Source organism: Bradyrhizobium sp. LMG 9283, from assembly GCF_045571415.1.
In the GTDB taxonomy this organism is placed as follows: domain Bacteria; phylum Pseudomonadota; class Alphaproteobacteria; order Rhizobiales; family Xanthobacteraceae; genus Bradyrhizobium.
In genome coordinates this window covers 4,571,092-4,589,784 of sequence record NZ_CP120691.1, presented here as the reverse complement: position 1 = coordinate 4,589,784, position 18,693 = coordinate 4,571,092, and the positions used below count along the sequence as shown (strand labels likewise).

At 62.9% G+C, this 18,693-nt stretch carries 14 protein-coding genes; 9 read left to right on the top strand and 5 right to left on the bottom strand.

Going from position 1 to position 18,693, the window contains the following annotated elements; genetic code table 11:
* Positions 1-561: 561 nt before the first annotated feature.
* From P6U29_RS21660 to P6U29_RS21620, 9 genes are all read left to right on the top strand, one after another.
* Positions 562-1,674 (top strand): site-specific recombinase, encoded by a 1,113-nt coding sequence (locus P6U29_RS21660; protein ID WP_407112183.1) that lies wholly within the window; start codon positions 562-564, stop codon positions 1,672-1,674.
* Positions 1,671-3,197 carry a tyrosine-type recombinase/integrase gene (locus P6U29_RS21655; RefSeq protein WP_407112182.1) on the top strand — a complete coding sequence of 509 codons (1,527 nt, stop codon included), beginning with the start codon at positions 1,671-1,673 and terminating at the stop codon, positions 3,195-3,197. Before P6U29_RS21660 ends, P6U29_RS21655 begins: the two co-directional genes overlap by 4 nt.
* Positions 3,194-5,554, top strand: a complete 2,361-nt coding sequence (locus tag P6U29_RS21650) for a hypothetical protein (RefSeq protein ID WP_407112181.1) — start codon at positions 3,194-3,196, stop codon at positions 5,552-5,554. Before P6U29_RS21655 ends, P6U29_RS21650 begins: the two co-directional genes overlap by 4 nt.
* The gene (locus P6U29_RS21645; RefSeq protein ID WP_407112180.1) at positions 5,551-6,006 is read left to right on the top strand and encodes a hypothetical protein; all 456 of its coding nucleotides are present in this window, start codon (positions 5,551-5,553) and stop codon (positions 6,004-6,006) included. Before P6U29_RS21650 ends, P6U29_RS21645 begins: the two co-directional genes overlap by 4 nt.
* A complete protein-coding gene (locus P6U29_RS21640; protein WP_407112179.1) occupies positions 6,006-6,413 on the top strand; it encodes a hypothetical protein in 408 nt (135 codons plus the stop codon). Before P6U29_RS21645 ends, P6U29_RS21640 begins: the two co-directional genes overlap by 1 nt.
* Before the next feature lie 237 nt (positions 6,414-6,650).
* Positions 6,651-8,888, top strand: coding sequence for an AAA family ATPase (locus P6U29_RS21635; protein WP_407112178.1), 2,238 nt, complete (start codon positions 6,651-6,653; stop codon positions 8,886-8,888).
* A 462-nt stretch (positions 8,889-9,350) separates the two neighbouring features.
* A complete protein-coding gene (locus P6U29_RS21630; RefSeq protein WP_407112177.1) occupies positions 9,351-10,370 on the top strand; it encodes a TRAP transporter substrate-binding protein in 1,020 nt (339 codons plus the stop codon).
* 15 nt (positions 10,371-10,385) lie between these two features.
* Positions 10,386-12,275, top strand: a complete 1,890-nt coding sequence (locus tag P6U29_RS21625; RefSeq protein ID WP_407112176.1) for a TRAP transporter large permease subunit — start codon at positions 10,386-10,388, stop codon at positions 12,273-12,275.
* Positions 12,276-12,297: 22 nt separating this feature from the next.
* Complete coding sequence (locus P6U29_RS21620; RefSeq protein ID WP_407112175.1) at positions 12,298-13,947, top strand: acyl-CoA synthetase; 1,650 nt, start codon at positions 12,298-12,300, stop codon at positions 13,945-13,947.
* A gap of 61 nt (positions 13,948-14,008) precedes the next feature.
* Here P6U29_RS21620 and P6U29_RS21615 read toward each other — a convergent pair whose 3' ends face one another.
* The 5 genes from P6U29_RS21615 to P6U29_RS21595 all read right to left on the bottom strand — a co-directional run bounded on the left by P6U29_RS21615 (position 14,009) and on the right by P6U29_RS21595 (position 18,684).
* The gene (locus P6U29_RS21615) at positions 14,009-14,986 is read right to left on the bottom strand and encodes a TRAP transporter substrate-binding protein (RefSeq protein ID WP_407112174.1); all 978 of its coding nucleotides are present in this window, start codon (positions 14,984-14,986) and stop codon (positions 14,009-14,011) included.
* A 37-nt stretch (positions 14,987-15,023) separates the two neighbouring features.
* Positions 15,024-16,337: a TRAP transporter large permease gene (locus P6U29_RS21610; RefSeq protein ID WP_407112173.1), complete on the bottom strand. Its 1,314-nt coding sequence runs from the start codon at positions 16,335-16,337 to the stop codon at positions 15,024-15,026.
* 2 nt (positions 16,338-16,339) lie between these two features.
* Positions 16,340-16,933 (bottom strand): TRAP transporter small permease, encoded by a 594-nt coding sequence (locus P6U29_RS21605; protein WP_407112172.1) that lies wholly within the window; start codon positions 16,931-16,933, stop codon positions 16,340-16,342.
* A gap of 163 nt (positions 16,934-17,096) precedes the next feature.
* On the bottom strand, positions 17,097-17,894 hold the full coding sequence (locus tag P6U29_RS21600; RefSeq protein ID WP_407112171.1) for an MBL fold metallo-hydrolase: 798 nt from the start codon (positions 17,892-17,894) through the stop codon (positions 17,097-17,099).
* Between the two features lie 13 nt (positions 17,895-17,907).
* On the bottom strand, positions 17,908-18,684 hold the full coding sequence (locus tag P6U29_RS21595; protein WP_407112169.1) for a TatD family hydrolase: 777 nt from the start codon (positions 18,682-18,684) through the stop codon (positions 17,908-17,910).
* Positions 18,685-18,693 lie beyond the last annotated feature (9 nt).

The following is an 18,693-nucleotide window of genomic DNA, read 5'->3' as shown; positions in this document are numbered from 1 at the left end:
ACCACACCAATGCTCCAGATACGCATCTACGACGCAGGAACCCGATTGGGGCAGGACTTGCCGGCCTAGCTTCTCGTCTCGGTCGGCGGGCCGCCCCGCTATGTGTCGCGTGGGATGACGACGCCACGCTCGATCCAGTGAATGCTGACGATCGGCCATCGGCATTCGGGAGCGCCATGGCGGTTGAAAAAACCGCTCAGTGCCAAAGTCGAGTCCAGCCAGTGCCAAGATCTAGCGCGGAGCACAGCAGCCGGGCCCAGCTGCCCAGGCCCATGCCTGTGATTCGCATAAGGTATATTATGGAATGCGACAGCGGTTTTGAAAGTGTTGCGTTTTTCATCAAAATCGCCCGATTTCCGGGCCAAAACGTTCCTGTTGAAAGGCGGTTTAAGCCGTTGCGATTGGCGAATCGCCCGCGGATGATTTCGGCAGTTCCATGCCACGTTCGGATCTCCGCAGTTGCCAACCACGAGTCTTCGATCAGCTCTGATACCGCCGGCGCTCACCGGCCGGCTTTGCCTCGACAAAGCAAACGTGCCTCGGTTCTGGTCCTCGATTTGGATGGACGTACTCAAGGGCTCGCTCGAGGACTCGACAAAGCGAGGTCATCTGGCTGCCGTAGCCCGGCTGTACGACGCAACTGAGCGCCAGTTGGGCTCGGACTGCCTGGACCGGCTGCTGGCCGACCTGGACTTCGATGCGATCGAGAACGTCTTGGTTGGCTTCTTGGCCCAGCTCCGCAACGAAGCAGCCATGGGCGGCGCCGACCGGTCGTCGACTTGGTACTCGGCGCTGACCTTCGTAACGGACGTCCTGCGGCACGGGGGTCCAGCGGCCGGGTCTCGGGCAGGCGACCTTGAGACACGATTGTTGCGGCTGGAGCGGCTGTACAGCCAGTTGAGCCCTGCCCCCACCACGGCCCCGCCTCCGATCCGAGCCCTTCCACCGGCCGTCATCGAGGACCTGTACGCGATCTTCGACCCTCATTCGGATCGCAACCCGTTCAAGTCCGAGGCGCTGCGGTGGCGCAATCTGCTGATCTTCATGCTGCTGCTGCGCCTTGGCCTTCGCCGCGGCGAGGCGGCGATCTTGGCTGCAAATGCGATCAAGGACGATACCGATCCGGCGACCGGAAACACGGTCATTTGGATCGACGTCGAGGGTGTGCCCGACGAGGATCCCAGGTACGAGCAGCCTGGTCTGAAGACAGTCCTTGCAAGGCGCCAGTTGCCGGTGCCCCAGGAGATCGCATTCCTGTCCGACGCGTACGTCCAAAACTATCGCGGCCGCACGCACCATCCATTCTTGCTCATGTCCCAGAAGCGGCTGCCGATCTCCTTGAGAGCCATGAACGAGGTCTTTGAAACGGCGACGGCCGCTCTGTCCGACCCGGCTCGCCGATCCCTCGAAAAACAGGGCTTGTCGGGTGTCTCGTGCCACGATCTTCGGCACACCTGCGCGGTGGTCCGTATGCGGCGCTATCAGGACGCCGGCGATGACGTCACGCGAGCTATGGAACGGCTTCGCCTGTTCTTCGGCTGGTCGCCGAAGTCCGACATGCCGCGGCTTTATGCGCGTGCCTACTTCGAGACCTCACTCGCGCAGGTCTGGGACGAGAAGTTTGACCGATTTGTCAATGCGTTGCGCCGATCTGTTGATGGGGGCGATGAATGACTGGTCGAGCGCTGGCCAAACCTGACTACGAGCCCGCGCTTGCGGAGATCATCCGCTTGCTGCCTTCGCTTCCGCCCATCGTTCGCTACCACGATGATTTTGCCGACGCGGTCCGCACGATCAGAGATTTTGCGACATCAACGGCCCTTCAGGTCGAGCTCGACGGCAAGCGCTTGAACATCAGCTTGGGCAGCTTCGGTTCGGTCACGACGGTGATTAAGCACGTTATTGTGGATTGGCTCTCGCGCCACGATCCGGAGACCGCTTTTAATTTTACAGGTCGCCTCGTCTCGTACATCCGAGACTGTGGCCTGGAATCCCTCAAGACGCTGATTTTGGCGCCGATCTTCGATGCTCGGTCGCATTGGAATGTTTTTGCCAAAGCGAAGTCGACCGGATCACAGGCCAGCGCGCTTCGGGCAATGCTTCACTCGCTTTGCAACCTCTCGATCGGCCACTGGAATCCCGCCAGTGCACCGCTCGTGCGCGCATTGAAGGGCCCTAAAACCGACTCGTTCCGCGTTGTCCGAACGGGAGAATGCTTCCTGCCGCTGGACCACCAGGCGGCGATCGTCGATCACCTGGACGAACTCGTGGGACGGCTGACAAGCTCCAGGGAGGCCGTCGAACATCGAGAGCTCCGCGATGCCTGCGTGCTGATCATAGCCTATCAGTATGCGTTCCGGCCCGGCCAGATCGCCCGGATCGAGCTCGCTGACGTTCGGGTCTTCTCTACCGGTGCCGTGCACGTGGCCGTCATCGCGGCCAAACAGCGCGACAAGAAGAAGCGTGTGCGGGTAACCCGTCGGATCAAGCGCGAATGGGCACCACTCTTCATTGAACTGCGCCGGCGGCGCGAACTCGGCATCCTCCCGTTCAATCCGGAAGCCCCCGACCGGCTACTGTTCAGGCTGCCGCCCTATCAGATTAGCGACATCCTGACGGGCCTTAATGAGGCACTCACGGGGGAGCCATGGACGCCGACTGATCTGCGCCACACGGCCGCGCAGCGCCTGGCAGATGCCGGCGTTGCCCACGTAGCGCTGTCCGAGTTCCTCGTGCACTCCGATTGGCGGACCGCGAACGTCTACTTCGACACCTCGCCGACGCAGGCTCAGCGCGTGAACCAGGCCCTGGCGATCTCGCCGATCTATGCCAATGTGGCGCGGATCGCCCGCACCCGGACGGTCGACAAGGAAATGCTTCTGCGGCTTCCGGCCGACCAACAGATTGGAGGCGTCCCTCACGGCATTCCCATCGCCGGGATCGGCGCCTGTGAGGCTGGGCAAAGCGCCTGCAACAAGAACCCGGTGCTGTCTTGCTATACGTGTCGCCGCTTCATGCCGTTGCGGGATACGGCCGTCCACGAGCAGGTGCTCCATGATCTGCGCCCCGTCGTCGTGGAGTTCGCCGCGGCTTCACGCAACAACGAGCAGTCGCCGGCCTTCGTCCAACTCCGGGGCACCCTCGATGGTGTCCGCCGGGTGGTCGAGAGCCTCAAGGTGGAAGATATCGAGCCATGAATGCCTCGTTCTCCGCCTTTGTCGCTTCGGCCAAGGTGCTCGCTGCCGGGCGTGGTCTGGTTTGGGATCTGCCGTGCGACGAAGCAGGCAAAATTGCCAAAGAAAGCCGCTGGGACCTGGCCGCGCTGGTCGGAATGGCCACGCCACCATCGATCCACGTAACGAACCTCGGCGTCATCGAGGGCGCCTTCAAGCGCCTCAATGAGGTCCGGCAGCAAATGGGCCAACCCGAGCTCAAGGCGGCGCCGATGAGTTCGGATTGGCGAGACTTCTACCTTGCCGTGATCGTCCATCAGCTCCTGGTGTTGAAGAATAAGCCCAACAGCACGATGGTGCACGCACGCTGGATCAGGCACTTGGCATCAGCTGCCGGCGAAACCCCGCCTTGGGCCGTCACGCCTGATCAAGTGCGCCAAGCCTATAACGCTGCCCTCCTCCTCGGTGAATCCGGCAAGAACGCGCTCAATTTTGAAATGACGATCCGGATGGTGCTGGACAATCACCATCTGGCTGACGTCCCTGCTCTGGCGCGGTTCTGCGTGCCGTTTGGCGCAGAGCAATCGCGTCAAGGCCACGAGCGCGCGCGGCGTGAGCGCAAGCGCACGGGCCACGCTTACCGCACCGACCGACTTCGGCGGACCTTGTCGGAACGCAAGTCCGCCGCAAAACTTCCCGAAGAACAGGCGTTCTGGGAGATGGTCCGAATCATCTTCACCGAGAAGCCCCGAACCTTCTCTGATGCCATCCGCTTCGCGATCCTCAAGATCGGCGTGATAACCGGACTCCGTGTCGGCGAGATTGCGATGCTCCCGTCCGACTGCATCAGGTGGCGTGAATACGTCGACGCCGACGGCCAATCCGCGGGCAACAAGGGCGGCACGTCAAGATCGCTGATGTTGCGGTATTTTGCGGAAAAGCAGGTTGAGGACGAGACCGCCGACGGTGTGTGTCTGTACGAAACCGCGCAGCACGTCCCACCGATGTTCGAAGAGCTGGTTCTGGAGACGCTCGCGACGGTCGACAGGTTGACCAAGCCCATGCGGGAGCGGCTGCGTCTCCAGGCCGAAACTGGGCGTTTGATCCCGGAATATCAGCGTGAGGCGCTGGTGCCGGCCCATGAGATGTTCACGCGGATCAGCGGCAACTTGGTGTTCTCGAAGGCTAAGGTGCCGGAGGAATTAGAGGCGCGATACCGGGACACCTTGGACCCGAACGTGTTCGACGATATCCGCGCTCTCCAACTCTCTAGCGGCGCCGAGCTCCACCAAACATCGGTCTTCTGGTTGGCGCCACGAAAAGCCGGCTTGATCGCTGTCCGGAATGGCGCAGGCGAGGAGATTGTCGATCGCATCGACTGGCGAAGTGCATACCTGCGCGTTGGCGAGGTCGAGGACTATCTGCGCAAAGTTAGCCCTACCCGGCGGCCAGAATTGACGCCGGCAACTCTCGCCGACGGGACGCGAATTTATCCGCACGAAATGATGTTCCTGATGCCGGTGAGAAACCTCATCGAGAGCCGGAACGAAGGCTTATTGGATGTAACGCGCTACTTCGCAGCCGGCCGGATCTCTGCACGTGACCTCCATGGGACATTGAGCAACACCCGGCCGGAATCGATCTTCCTAAGGTACAGCACCGGAAAAGATCGAGAGCTCAGCCTCATCCCGCACGCCCTGCGTCACCTTCAGAACACGGAGCTGTTCCGGCTTGGCGTTGCCGATACCATCATCACCAAGCGCTTCAATCGGCGCAGCGTCGCCCAGAGCTACGAGTATGACCATCGGAGCCTGCTCGAGGACCTCACGAACATTGATGTCCCGGAGGCCGCTAGTGAAGCTCTGAGTGGCAACGCACGGCAGGTCTACCATTTGATCCTTGGCAACAAGGTCAGCGGCCCGATTATCGACGAGTTCCGCCGCATCCAGCGCGAGCAGGGAGACCAGGTTGCCTTCGAATATCTGAACGCCGAGGCAGACGGCATGCACGTCACGCCGTACGGGTTCTGCGTGAACAGCTTCGCCGTCGACCCCTGCCCCAAGCACCTCGAATGCTTCAATGGCTGCAAGCATCTGGCCCGATCCGACGTGGCGGAGGAGCGGGAAAGGCTAGAAAGCCTGCGCGATCGCATGGCGTCGGTGATCAGGACCCTAGAGAGCCTTCCCGAGCAGCAACGCTCGATTGGCTGGCGCAATCAGCTGGTGCATGCGCGAACCCGCCTGACCAACATCTTTGCGGCCATCGAAGCCCGGCCGGGTGAAAAGCCGTTCCCCGATGGGCCGGATCTGTACGAACCGGCCGACAGACGGCGTGGCACGACAGTTCTCGACACCGTGACCCTGTTGCAGGATGAAACATGACCCGGAAACTTGCCTTCCTTGAAGAAGCCCTCGAGGCGATGCTCGTGGACGACGAGACGATCACCGCGCGGGCTGTGATCCGCCGGATGGGTGGCGTGCTCAAGCATGCGACCGACATCACGCGCGCCGAGGACCGCAAGGCGCTGGTTGCCAATTACGCGCAGCGGCAGGAGGCAATCCGTGCAGCCGTCGAGCGGTCGACCAAGCTGTCCAGGAGCGAACTCGAACGGCAGCTCACTCTGAAAAACGCCGAGATCGAGCGCCTGCGCGGCGAAAAGGAGCTCCTGATCGCCTCGCACCGGGCGATGATCCTCTCGACGGCCGAGATGGGCGGCTTCAGCACCTGGAAAAAGTTCTTCGAAAAATATCAGGCCGCGATCGACGCGCTGGATGGAATGGGTGCCCTACCCAAGGCCGAGGTCGTGCCCCATCCGAGTCCGAGGCTGTCCTGATGGCACGGGGCACCGGAAAAAGCGGCGTCGAAGTCGCCCAGGAAAACGTCGACGCGCTTATCGAATACCTTGATCAGCACAAGGGTAAGCCCCTGCCTCGCTATGGTGTCGAGCTGAATCGCAGCGCGATCGCCAAAGCGTGTGGCTTCGATCGCAAAGTCTTCCAGACCAATCCGCGGTGCTCGCTCCTTTTGGAGGAAGCAGACGCCGCCGACCGGAAGGCGCACCTCACCCGTTTGGAGCAAGCCGAGGTGGTGCGCGAGATGAAAGCCAAAGTGGACGGCGATCGCGCTGAGCTCGAGGCGCAGAACCTGCGCCTGATGGCCGAAAACGCGTCTCTTCAGCGGGAAAACGAACGATGGCGTCGTCTGAACACCCTAATGACCCTGACAGGAAAGCTCCCCTGAAGATGTCTGGTAGTCTGGTCCTCGGAGCCGCTCCGTCGCAGCCCCGAAAAGCCATAGCGAGCGGCTCGCAGTGAACGAGGCGCAGGGACCCGCGCCGGTACGGCGTGGGTGGCCGCAGTGAACGGAGAGACGAGCGCTATGGCAGGGGCTGAGAAGCGACGGAGTGGCTCTGGGGACCAGACGGAGGGCCTGGTCCTTGGTGAGCTACCCGAGCAAAAATGCCCGCCATCGTTCGAGATGAGCGTGACCTCCATGCACCGGAGCGGTTATGGCGACATGATCCTGATTGGTCGAGATCCGACAGGAGCGCTGCGGAGAGCCGTCGTCCCGGGGCGGGTCGTCCCACGGGATCCCTCGGTCGGGGAATGGTGGCGGCTCACCGGCATCGTGCGCGTCCACCCCGCCTACGAAGAGCAGCTTCACGTTCACCTCGCGCTGCCGCTCATGCCGCGAGGCCGGGCGCTGGTCCGATACCTCGCCACCGACAAGCGCTTTATCGGAGTTGGCTGGGCGACCGCGGAAAAGCTCTGGGCTGCCCTGGGCGAGGAGATCTACGGGATCATACAGTCCCGCGACCTCGGTCGGCTTGCAGCTGTCGTGGGCGCCGATAAGGCTGTGTCCATCACGGACGGTTTTGGCCTTCTTGCCGTTGAGATCGAGGTCTTCCGATGGCTCGATCGATACGGCGTGTCCCCTCGGGTCGCTGGCACGGCAGCAAGCCTTTGGGGCCTGCAGGCCATCGAACGTATCAAGGCCGATCCCTACGCGCTGTCGCTGCTTGAGCCGTGGCCGGAAGTAGATGCTCGCGCACTGCGCCTTGGGTTGGCGCTTGACGATCCGCGGCGCCTGTGTGCGGCGGTCGAGGAAGCTCTCGCCATCCGCTTCCGCCAGGGTCACATGGCCGCGCCAGCGGCTGTGGTGAACCTGATGGTGGAGCGCCTCACCGCGCCCTTGCGGAGCAAGGCCGGCACCGCTCTCGAAATTGCGCTCGGGAACGGTCGGGTGGTCTCGCTCCACGACGGCCTGGTGCAATCCCGAGCCTGTCAGTTCATGGAAAGCGAGGTCACACGCCTCTTCGGCGAACGACTTCGTCGGAGTCGGGAAATTGTCGACGCTACATCGGTCGTCCAAGCGATCGAACAGGTCGAAGCTGATACCGGATACCAGTTGACGGCATTGCAGCGCGAAGCCGTCTTTATGGCGACGTCGAGTGGACTCGGCGTCATCACAGGCAGTGCTGGTACGGGCAAGACTACGGTCGTCAGGGCCATTCTCCGCGCCTCAGAAGCGCGCCGTGGCGCTCTCCCCACGGCGGATCAGGACGGGTACGAATACCCCCAGGTGGCTTTGGCGGGACGCGCCGTGCGCCGTATTGCGGAGGCCACTGGCAAGGAGGCAACCACGATCGCCCGCTTCCTCCATCAGCTCGAGGGAGGCCGACGTCTTCGGCGAGGACTGATGATCTTCGACGAAGCCTCGATGCTGGACACGCCCTCGGTCTATCGCATCCTCTCGCAGATCCCATCCGAGGTCGACCTCGTCTTCATTGGCGATCCAGCACAGCTGCCGCCGATCGGTCCGGGTCTGTTGTTCCAGTCGATGGTCGCGGCCGAAGCTATCCCGCAGGTCGCACTCGACGTCATCCACCGTCAGGCGGACCAGACCGGCATCCCGGGCGTCGCGGCCATGATCCGCGCAGGCTCGGTCCCCGCGTTCCGCACGTTCAACCCGAGCGCACCGTTGGCGCCGGGCGTGTTCATCGTCCAGGCCGGACCCGACGACATCGCTACGAAGACCATCGGCGTCTTCCGGTCGATGTGCGGTCCTGCTCCTGCGCCAGGCCGAGCCGAGCGCCTGCACGAACTCGACGTGCAGATCCTAGCTCAGACGAAGAACGGCCCGGCGGGAGCCAAGGTGCTCAACCAGCGCATCGAGGCGGAATACATGGCGCGGCAAATGCCGATCTCGGATTGGGGACTAAGGGTCGGATCAAAGGTCATTTGGCTCAAGAACGACTACCGCAAGTCCCCTCTTCGGGATGCTTCTGGCAGCCCGAAACTCGACCCGCTCACCAATGAACCGACCTTCGCCGGCTTCATGAACGGAGCGATCGGCTTCATACGGCGTCCAGACCGGGATGGTGCTTGGGTCAGCTTCGATGACGGCACCGAGGATACGATTGGGGCGGTCGACCTTGAGAAACTCACCCATGGCTGGGCGATTAGCGTCCACAAGGCGCAGGGCTCAGCGTTCCGACGCGTAATCCTGCCGATCACTCGGTCGAGGCTGCTGGATCGGACGATGATCTATACAGCCGTGACCAGAGCGATCGAGACGGTCGTCCTCGTAGGAGAGCCGGATGTAATCGGCGAGGCCATCCGGACAGCACCGAAGGCTGTCCACCGCGCAACAGGACTTCGACTGGAGGGTCTGCTGGACGAGCAACAGGTGGGGTCCGAGAGCTGTCTCGATTGAACTTATCTGCGCTCGCGTGTTGCGTTCCTGGCTTCTGAACGCCGCAACAAAGGCAGGTTTTGGATGCTGCAACGCCCATCGTTGGCGGGTGATGGGCTCAGATCCTCAAAAAAGGGGTCGGATCTACTCACTCACCCAGCTACGGAACCGAAACCGCATACTCTGGAAGATTTTTATATCCAACTCGATCAGTTATTTAGACGAAACTCCTGCTACCGAATCTCCGCCTGAGCGCTCTTTTCGGTCCGCGCCCCGACCGTCGTCTCAGCTCTTACCGGCTACTGTGCATGGGGTTGTTTTGCAGATTCTGCATCCAGCCCATCTGGCCGAAAGCCGATATTGCGGTGACCTTGTCCGGCTGCAATAAGCGAGGCCTCGCGAGATCGCAGATGACCTTAAGACCGACCGTCCGTATAGGTTTGCATCTCAGAACAACAACAAACCTTCCGAGGAAGCAGACCCATGAGCTTTTCCCGACGCACGCTTCTCAAGGCCTCCGCCGCGACCGCGGTCCTGGGCGGCCTCGGTGCGCCCCATGTGGCCCGCGCCCAGAGCGCCGAGTTCACCTACAAATACGCCAACAACCTGCCTGACACCCATCCGCTGAACGTGCGCGCCAAGGAGATGGCGGCGGCGATCAAGAGCGAGACGAACGGCAAGTTCGACCTCCAGATCTTCCCGAATAACCAGCTCGGGTCCGACACCGACATGCTGAGCCAGATCCGCTCCGGTGGCGTCGAGTTCTTCACGCTGTCAGGCCTGATCCTCTCGACCCTGGTGCCGGCAGCGTCCATCAACGGCATCGGCTTCGCGTTCCCGGACTACGATACGGTCTGGAAAGCCATGGACGGCGATCTCGGCGCCCATGTCCGCGGCGAGATCAAGAAAGCCGGCCTCGAGGTCATGGACAAGATCTGGGATAACGGCTTCCGCCAGACCACGTCGTCGACCAAGCCGATCACCGGCCCTGATGACCTCAAGGGCTTCAAGATCCGCGTGCCGGTGTCGCCGCTGTGGACCTCGATGTTCAAGGCGTTCGACGCTGCGCCCGCCTCGATCAATTTCAGCGAGGTCTATTCGGCGCTGCAAACCAAGATCGTCGAAGGCCAGGAGAACCCGCTGGCGATCATCTCGACGGCCAAGCTTTACGAGGTGCAGAAATACTGCTCGCTGACCAACCACATGTGGGACGGCTTCTGGTTCCTGGCCAACCGCAGAGCCTGGGAAAAGCTGCCCCAGGACGTGCGCACTATCGTCGCCAAGAACATCAACGCCGCCGCGGTCAAGGAGCGTGAGGACACCGCAAAGCTCAATGCCAATCTGCAGCAGGAGCTCGCCGGCAAGGGCCTGACCTTCAACCAGCCCGCGGTCGCGCCGTTCCGCGACAAGCTGCGCACCGCCGGCTTCTATGCCGAGTGGAAGGGCAAGTATGGCGATCAGGCCTGGGATCTCCTGGAAAAGGCCGTCGGCAAGCTGTCGTAACGCGCAGGCCGCTTCATGGCTCATGTCGAGATCGAGGTGATCGAAGCGGCGGGCGAGGTGGCTGTTCAGTCCCCTCGCCGACCTTCGTTGCTGGCGTCACTTGAACGCGCGCTCGGTCTCCTCGTCGAAATCCCGGCGGCGATCCTGGTCGTCGCCGAGATCGTGATCCTGTTTGCCGGCGTGGTCGCGCGCTACGGCCTGCACCGGCCGCTGATCTGGTCTGACGAGCTCGCTTCGATTCTCTTCCTGTGGCTTGCGATGCTGGGCGCGGGGGTCGCGTTCCGCCGCTCCGAGCACATGCGCATGACCGCGGTCGTCGCGAGCGCCAGGCCCGCGATGCGGGCCTATCTCGATCTGGTCGCGACCTCGGCGGCGCTGGCGTTCCTCGCACTGATCGTCTGGCCGTCCTGCGACTATGCTTATGAGGAAAGCTACATCACCACGCCGGCGCTGCAGATTTCCAACATGTGGCGCGCCGCCGCGCTGCCGGCCGGCATCGGCCTGATGGCGGCCTTTGCCGTGCTCCGGCTGCTACGCGCGGCCGACTACCGAATGGTTGCAGCCGCCGTGCTGTCGGTTGCGGTCGTGATCGGCCTGTTCTGGCTGGCGGAGCCGCTCCTGCGGCCGCTCGGCAATCTCAACCTTGTCATCTTCTTCGTCGGCGTCGCCGGCTTCTGCGTTTTTGCCGGCGTTCCCATTGCGTTCGGCTTTGGGCTGGCGATCTTCGGCTATCTGGCGCTGACCACGCGCACGCCCGTAATGGTGCTGGTTGGGCGGATGGACGAGGGCATGAGCCACCTGATCCTGCTCTCGGTGCCGCTGTTCGTGTTCCTCGGGCTCCTGATCGAGATGACCGGCATGGCGCGGGCGATGGTGGCGTTCCTGGCGAGCCTCCTCGGCCATGTCCGCGGTGGTCTGCATTACGTGCTGGTCGGCGCCATGTACCTGGTCTCCGGCATTTCCGGCGCCAAGGCCGCCGACATGGCCGCAGTTGCGCCCGTGCTGTTTCCCGAGATGAAAGAGCGTGGCGCCAAGCCCGGCGATCTCGTCGCGCTTCTGGCGGCGACGGGCGCCCAGACCGAGACTATCCCGCCGAGTCTTGTGCTGATCACGATCGGCTCGGTCACTGGCGTCTCGATCGCAGCGCTATTCACGGGCGGCCTGCTGCCCGGCGTCGTGCTCGCGATCACGCTGTGCATGCTGGTGTGGTGGCGCTACCGCCGCGAGGACATGAGCCATGTCCGCCGTGCCACTGCTTCCGAGATCGGCAGGACCTTCATCATCGCCCTGCCCGCGCTCGCGCTTCCCTTCGTGATCCGCTACGCCGTGGTCGAGGGCATCGCGACGGCGACCGAGGTCTCCACCATCGGCATCGTCTATGGCGCTCTCGTTGGCCTCCTCGTCTATCGCCGCTTCGACTGGCAGCGGCTGTTTCCGATGCTGATCGAGACGGCGGCGCTGTCGGGTGCGATCCTCCTGATCATCGGCACGGCGACCGGCATGGCCTGGGGCCTGACCCAATCAGGCTTCTCGCGTTCACTGGCCGCCGCCATGACGGGATTGCCGGGCGGGGCCGCGACCTTCATCGCCGTGTCGATCCTGGCCTTCACCATCCTCGGCAGCGTGCTGGAGGGCATCCCGGCGATCGTGCTGTTCGGCCCGCTGCTGTTCCCGATCGCCCGCGCCGTCGGCGTGCACGAGGTGCATTACGCCATGGTGATCATCCTCGCCATGGGTATCGGGCTATTCGCCCCGCCCTTCGGCGTCGGCTATTATGCCGCCTGCGCCATCGGACGCGTCGATCCGGCCGAAGGCATCAGGCCGATCTGGGGCTATCTGCTGGCGCTGCTCGTGGGATTGATCGTGGTCGCGATCTTTCCCTGGATATCGATCGGATTCCTTTGAGACGCATTTGAGGAGGGTGTCGATGAGTGAGCGGCAGAACCCGTACAATATCGGCCTCGACAAGACTCCCGCCAACTACGTGCCCTTGAGCCCGCTGAGCTTCCTCGCGCGCAGTGCCGCAGTCTATCCCGATCACGTCAGCACCGTCTATGAAGGCCGCAGCTTCACCTGGGCACAGACTCACGAGCGCTGCCGACGCTTTGCCTCTTATCTGGCGGGTAAGGGCATCAGTGTCGGCGACACCGTGGCGGCGATGCTGCCGAACATTCCGGCGATGAACGAAGCGCACTTCGCCGTGCCCATGACCGGCGCCGTGCTCAACGCCCTCAACATCCGCCTCGATGCGCCCTCGATCGCATTTCAGCTCAACCATGGCGGCGCCAAGATCATCCTGGTCGATCCCGAGTTTTCCGGCGTCATCAGCGACGCGCTCGCGCAGATGAGTGGGCCAAAGCCATTCGTGATCGATGTCGACGATACCGCGTTCAAGGCGGGAATGCGCATCGGCGAAATCGAATATGAGGTGGCTGTCGCGCAAGGCGATCCCGGCTTCAACGCCGTTCTGCCGCACGACGAATGGGACGCGATCGCGCTGAGCTACACCTCGGGCACGACGGGAAATCCCAAGGGCGTCGTCACCCATCATCGCGGTGCCTACTTGAATGCAGTCAGCAATATCCTCGCGGGCAACCTCGGCCAGCATCCGGTCTATCTCTGGACGCTGCCGATGTTCCACTGCAACGGCTGGTGCTTCCCGTGGACCATTGCGGCCGCTGCCGGCGTCAATGTCTGCCTGCGCAAGGTCGAGCCGACCAAGATCTTCGAGCTGATCAAACGGTACGGCGTCACCCACATGTGCGGCGCGCCGATCGTCTACAACACGCTGATCAACGCACCCGACGCGCCCAAGGGCAATGCCGCCCGCCATGTGGTCGGCCTGATCGCAGGCGCCGCGCCGCCGGTCGCCGTGCTCGAAGGCGCCGAAAGCATCGGCATCAAGCTGACGCATGTCTACGGCCTGACCGAGGTCTATGGCCCCGCCTCCGTCTGCGCCGAGCAGCCGGGCTGGGATGAGTTGCCCGCCGCCGACCGCGCGCGCATGAAGCGCCGGCAGGGGGTGCCCTACCCGCTCGAGGAAGCCGTCACCGTCATCAACCCGCAAACGATGCAGGAGGTGCCGCGCGATGGCGAAACCATCGGCGAGGTCATGTTCCGCGGCAACATCGTGATGAAGGGATATCTCAAGAACGAGAAGGCGACGAAGGAAGCTTTCGAGGGCGGCTGGTTTCACACCGGCGACCTCGGCGTGCTCGACGAGCACGGCTACGTCATCATCAAGGACCGTTCCAAGGACATCATCATTTCCGGCGGCGAGAACATCTCCTCCGTCGAGGTCGAGGACATCCTCTACAAGCACCCGGCCGTGCTGTTCGCCGCCGTGGTCGCCAAGCCCGACCCGAAATGGGGGGAAGTGCCTTGCGCCTTCGTCGAGCTGAAGGACGGCGCCAGCGCGACCGAGGCCGACATCATCGCCTTCTGCCGTTCGCAGATGAGCGGCTTCAAGACGCCGAAGGCGGTCGTGTTCGGGCCGATCCCGAAGACGTCCACGGGCAAGATCCAGAAATTCCTGCTGCGTAATGAAGTCGGTTCAGTGAAGGCGATCTCGGCCTGAGAGCCGTCTGGAGAGTCTTCCGCCCGCATGCCCGAGCACGGCGAGCGGAAGACGTCCGTCCTCACATCTTCTTGTAGGCGTCGACCACGGCTTGGCCGTCGGCCCCTGCCTTCTTGAGCCAGTCGGCCGTGAGCTGTTCGCCGATCTTCTGGAAGCCGGCCTTGAGTGCCGGGCTCGGCGGCTCGACGGTCATGCCTTTCGCCTTGAGCTGATCGATGTACCAGGTGCTCTTGTCCTGCCAGGCCTTCCAGCCGCGGGTTTCCGCCGTTGCGGCGGCCTTGAGGATGGCCTCCTGGGTCGGCTTGTCGAGCGCCTCGAACGTGGCCTTGTTGACGAAGGTGTAGTCCTTCGGAATCCAGGCCTGCACATCATAGAAATACTTGAGCGACTCCCACGCCTTCGAATCATAGCCGGTGCCGCCGGACGACATGAAGGAGTTCACCACACCGGTCGCCAGCGCCTGCGGCAGTTCGGCCGCCTGGATCGTGACCGACTGGGCGCCGACCAGCTCGCCGATGCGCGCGGTTCCGACATTGTAGGCCCGCCACTTCAGGCCCTTCATGTCCTCGATCGTCGCCAGCGGCTTGTTGACATAGACGCCCTGCGGCGCCCACGGCACGGCGAACAGGAGCTTAAGGCCCTGCGCATCGAGCTTCTTGGTGATCGCAGGCTTGGAGGCCTGATACAGCTTCATGGCGTCGGGGAAGCTGGTCGCGAGGAACGGCACGACGTCGATTCCGAAGATTGGGTCCTCATTCTCGTGAATCGACAGCAGGACCTCACCCATCTGCGCCTGCCCGGTTACCACCGCGCGCTTGATGTCGGGTGCCTTGAACAGCGAGGCACCGGGATGAACCGTGATCTGGAGCTTGCCGGACGTGGCGGCCTCGACGTCCTTGGCAAACGCGACCAGGTTCTCAGAGTGCGGATTGTCGGCTGGATATGCCGCCGGCAGATTCCATTTGGTCTGAGCCATTGCGGGCGTCACGGCCAGCATGGCGCCGGCGATCAAGGATGCGCGGATTAAACGGGACATCATCGGGCTTCTCCTCACAGTCAATCTGAAATCGGTACGCTCAGTCTGGGAAAGCGAGCTTGGGCAAGAACATGACGATCTGCGGATACTCGGTAATGATGAAGACCGCAGCGAGCAGTAGCACGAAAAACGGAAACGCTGCCCGCGCAACGGTGAACGTATCACGACGGCTCATGTTCTGGAGCACGAAGAGATTGAAGCCGACCGGCGGCGTGATCTGGGCCATTTCCACGTGAATGATGAGATAGACGCCGAACCAGATCAGGTCGAGCCCGGCCTGCTTGACCATTGGAAGCACGATGACGGCGGTCAGCACGATCATCGAGATGCCGTCGATCAGGCAGCCGAGGATGATGTACATGATGCTCAGATACAGCGCGAGCATGCTCGGCGTGAGCTGTTGCCCCTGGACCCAGGTGGCGAGTGCGGCTGGAATGCCCGTATAGGCCATCGCGGCCGTGGTGTAGGCTGCGCCTGCCAGGATCAGCATGATCATGCAGGTCAGGCGCGTCGCGCTCATGATGCTCTCGAGGAAATTCTTGCGCGTGAGCGTGCCGCTCCACCACGCCAGCAGCAGCGCGCCCGTAACGCCCCATGCAGCGCATTCCGTGGCGGTCGCGAAGCCCAGCACGAGCGAAAGAAACACGGCCAGGATCAGCAACAGGCAGGGAGCGAGCTTCGCCGACTCTCGCAGCTTTTGCCGGAACGGCATCGGCGGATCGCGCGGCGGAACCTTGTTGGGATTGAGCAGCGACCAGATGATGATGTAGCCCGAATAGAGCACCATCACGAGCACACCCGGGAGGAATCCGCCGAGGAACACCTGAAGCACGGAGACGTTCGCCGTGACCGCGTAGACCACCATCGGGATCGAGGGCGGAATCAGGAGGCCGAGCGTGCCCGCGCCTGCGAGCGATCCGAGGCTCAGGCTCTTGTCGTAGCCGCGCTTGTCGAGCTCGGGCAGCGCGATCTTGCCGATCGTGGCGCAGGTCGCCGCCGAAGACCCCGAGACCGCGGCGAAGATGCCGCAGCCGATCACGTTGACATGGGTCAGGCGCCCCGGCAGCCACTGAACCCAGGGCGACAGCCCTCGGAACATTTCTTCCGACAATTTGGTGCGGAACAGGATCTCGCCCATCCAGATGAACAGCGGCAGCGCGGCCAGCGTCCACGAGGAGCTGGCGCTCCAGGTGGTCGTGGCGAGCACGGCTCCGAGCGGCAGGCTCGTCGTCAGCGCCATCGCCACGAAACCGACGAGGCCAAGCGAAACCGCGATCCAGACGCCGCTTCCCAGCAGCAGGATCATGACGCCGAGCAGGACGAACGACAGCTCGATCATGCCGAGATTGGCCATGGTCAACCTCCGCCGCCCTGCGAGATGCGCTCGATGAATTCATCCGGTGTCTCGTCCGGCGCGCCCTTCTCGTAGCTCGGCCGGTTGCCGCCGACGACATTGACCATTTCATCGATGAGCGCGATCGACAGGATCGCAAGGCCGCCGGCAAACCCGAGCTGCGGAATCCAGAGCGGAAGCGCGACGACGCCCTGCGCCACATCGTTGAAGCGCCAGGAGTCGTAGGTCATCTGCACGGCATAGCGGGTGAAATAGAGGATGAAGGCGGTGGCAATACCGAGCGCCACGATCTCTGCGATCTGCTTGGTCCGCCCGTGCAGATGTTCCAGCAGCAGACCAACGCGGATCATCTCTCCGCGCTTGAAGGTGTGAGCGAGACCGAGGAAAGCCATCGCGGCCATGCACCAAGACGCGAAATCATCGCCGGCGGGAATGTTGATCGCAAACTGGCGCCCAACCGACATGACCATCATGATTGCAAAGATCGCAACCAGGAAGACGCCCGCGGCGTAGCCCGCGCCGAGATAAAGGAGATCCAGGGCGCGTCGCACCAGTCCCCGAGCCGCTACATCGTCCCCTGCCAACGCGATCCCCATCCTCACACGAGGCGTTTCAACCGACCCCGCGATTGCGCATCAGGTGCCGGTCCAGCTTGAATATCGCCCTGCCCAGCGCCTGTCTTTCAGACGTTAGATCAACATGATGGGGCCGATGTAAGCAAGGAGTATGCCGGCTGCTGCCGGAATTTCCACCCCAGGTTCAGCGCGTCTCCAGCCGCAGCCCATCGTAGGCCGGCACCACGCCAGCGGGCAGCGATTGCCTGATGACCTCGTAATCGACGTCGGCAGTCATGTTGGTGATGACCGCGCGCTTCGGCTTGAACCGCTCGATCCAGGACAGCGCGTCGTTGATGCTGAAATGGCTGACATGGCCGGTGTAGCGCAGCCCGTCAACGATCCAGAGGTCGAGATTTTCCAGCGCGCCCCAGCTCTCGCGCGGGATGTCGTTGAGATCTGGTGTGTAGGCGGCATCCCCGATGCGGTAGCCGAGCGCAGGAATGGCGCCGTGCTGCACCAGGAAGGCCGTCATGGTCACCGCGCCGCCCTTCCCCAGGATGGTCTGGCTCTCGCCCGCCTCGATCGAATGCCGGGTCAGGATCGGCGGATAGTCGCTGCCCTCCGGCGAGATGAAGCAATAGGAGAACCGCGCCATGATGTCCTTGGCGGTGGACTGGTTGAAATAGGTCGGGATGCGCCGGCGCATGTGCATGACGACCGAACGTAGATCGTCCATGCCGTGAGTCTGATCGGCGTGCTCATGCGTCAGGAACACCGCATCGATATGGTCGACATTGGTCGAGAGCAATTGCTCGCGTAAGTCCGGCGATGTGTCGATCACGATGCGAGTCGTGCCGTGCTCGGACGTGCGTTCGACCAGCAACGAGCAGCGGCGGCGGCGGTTCTTGGGATTGTTGGGATCACAGGCACCCCAGCCGAGCGCCGGGCGCGGCACGCCGGCGGAGGAGCCGCAGCCCAGGATCGTCAGCGTCAGCGTCATGTGGCTTCCAGTCTCAAGCTTTCACCTTCGAGAACAGGCGGAAGAAGTTTTCGCTTGTTTGCCGCGAGATCTCGTCAAGCGACACGCCGCGCGTCTCGGCGAGCACTTTTGCGACCTCGACCACATAAGCGGGTTCGTTGCGTTTGCCCCGGAACTTGCCCGGCGCAAGATAGGGCGAGTCCGTTTCAACCAGAATACGATCGGATGGCAGTTCGGCCGCGAGCGCGCGTAAGGCTTCCGACTTCTTGAAAGTCAGGATTCCCGTGAAACCAATATAGAGCCCGAGCGACACTGCCTTCAGCGCCAGCTCGCGCCCGCCCGTGTAACAATGCAGCACTGCGCGAAACGATCCCTTGGCCGCCTCGTCTTCCAGAATGCGTGCGCAGTCCTCGTCGGCCTCGCGGGTGTGGATCACCAGCGGCAGGCCGGTGGCGCGGGCGGCGGCTATGTGGGCACGAAAGCCCCTCGCCTGCGCTTCCGGCGAGCCGTTGTCGTAGAAATAATCGAGCCCGGCCTCACCGAGCGCGACGACCTTGGGGTGCTCCGTCAACGCAACAAGCTCGTCCGGCGCGATGCCGTTCTCCTCGTCCGCATTGTGCGGATGAGTGCCGACCGAGCAATAGACGTCGTCATAGCGCTCGGCGATCGCGAGCAGATCCTTCAGCCGCCGCACCCGCGTCGAGATCGTGACCATGCGCGCGATGCCGGCCGCGCGCGCCCGCGACACGATCCCGTCGAGATCGTCCGCAAAGTCCGGAAAATCCAGATGGCAGTGGCTGTCGACCAGCATCACGCGAAC

Coding starts and splice junctions, on each gene's coding strand:
- P6U29_RS21595 (WP_407112169.1), bottom strand. CDS start 18,684: ATGCTGGTCGACAGCCACTGCCATCTGGATTTTCCGGACTTTGCGGAC.
- P6U29_RS21640 (WP_407112179.1), top strand. CDS start 6,006: ATGGCACGGGGCACCGGAAAAAGCGGCGTCGAAGTCGCCCAGGAAAAC.
- P6U29_RS21620 (WP_407112175.1), top strand. CDS start 12,298: ATGAGTGAGCGGCAGAACCCGTACAATATCGGCCTCGACAAGACTCCC.
- P6U29_RS21645 (WP_407112180.1), top strand. CDS start 5,551: ATGACCCGGAAACTTGCCTTCCTTGAAGAAGCCCTCGAGGCGATGCTC.
- P6U29_RS21605 (WP_407112172.1), bottom strand. CDS start 16,933: ATGGGGATCGCGTTGGCAGGGGACGATGTAGCGGCTCGGGGACTGGTG.
- P6U29_RS21650 (WP_407112181.1), top strand. CDS start 3,194: ATGAATGCCTCGTTCTCCGCCTTTGTCGCTTCGGCCAAGGTGCTCGCT.
- P6U29_RS21615 (WP_407112174.1), bottom strand. CDS start 14,986: ATGATGTCCCGTTTAATCCGCGCATCCTTGATCGCCGGCGCCATGCTG.
- P6U29_RS21660 (WP_407112183.1), top strand. CDS start 562: ATGGACGTACTCAAGGGCTCGCTCGAGGACTCGACAAAGCGAGGTCAT.
- P6U29_RS21600 (WP_407112171.1), bottom strand. CDS start 17,894: ATGACGCTGACGCTGACGATCCTGGGCTGCGGCTCCTCCGCCGGCGTG.
- P6U29_RS21655 (WP_407112182.1), top strand. CDS start 1,671: ATGACTGGTCGAGCGCTGGCCAAACCTGACTACGAGCCCGCGCTTGCG.
- P6U29_RS21635 (WP_407112178.1), top strand. CDS start 6,651: ATGAGCGTGACCTCCATGCACCGGAGCGGTTATGGCGACATGATCCTG.
- P6U29_RS21630 (WP_407112177.1), top strand. CDS start 9,351: ATGAGCTTTTCCCGACGCACGCTTCTCAAGGCCTCCGCCGCGACCGCG.
- P6U29_RS21610 (WP_407112173.1), bottom strand. CDS start 16,337: ATGGCCAATCTCGGCATGATCGAGCTGTCGTTCGTCCTGCTCGGCGTC.
- P6U29_RS21625 (WP_407112176.1), top strand. CDS start 10,386: ATGGCTCATGTCGAGATCGAGGTGATCGAAGCGGCGGGCGAGGTGGCT.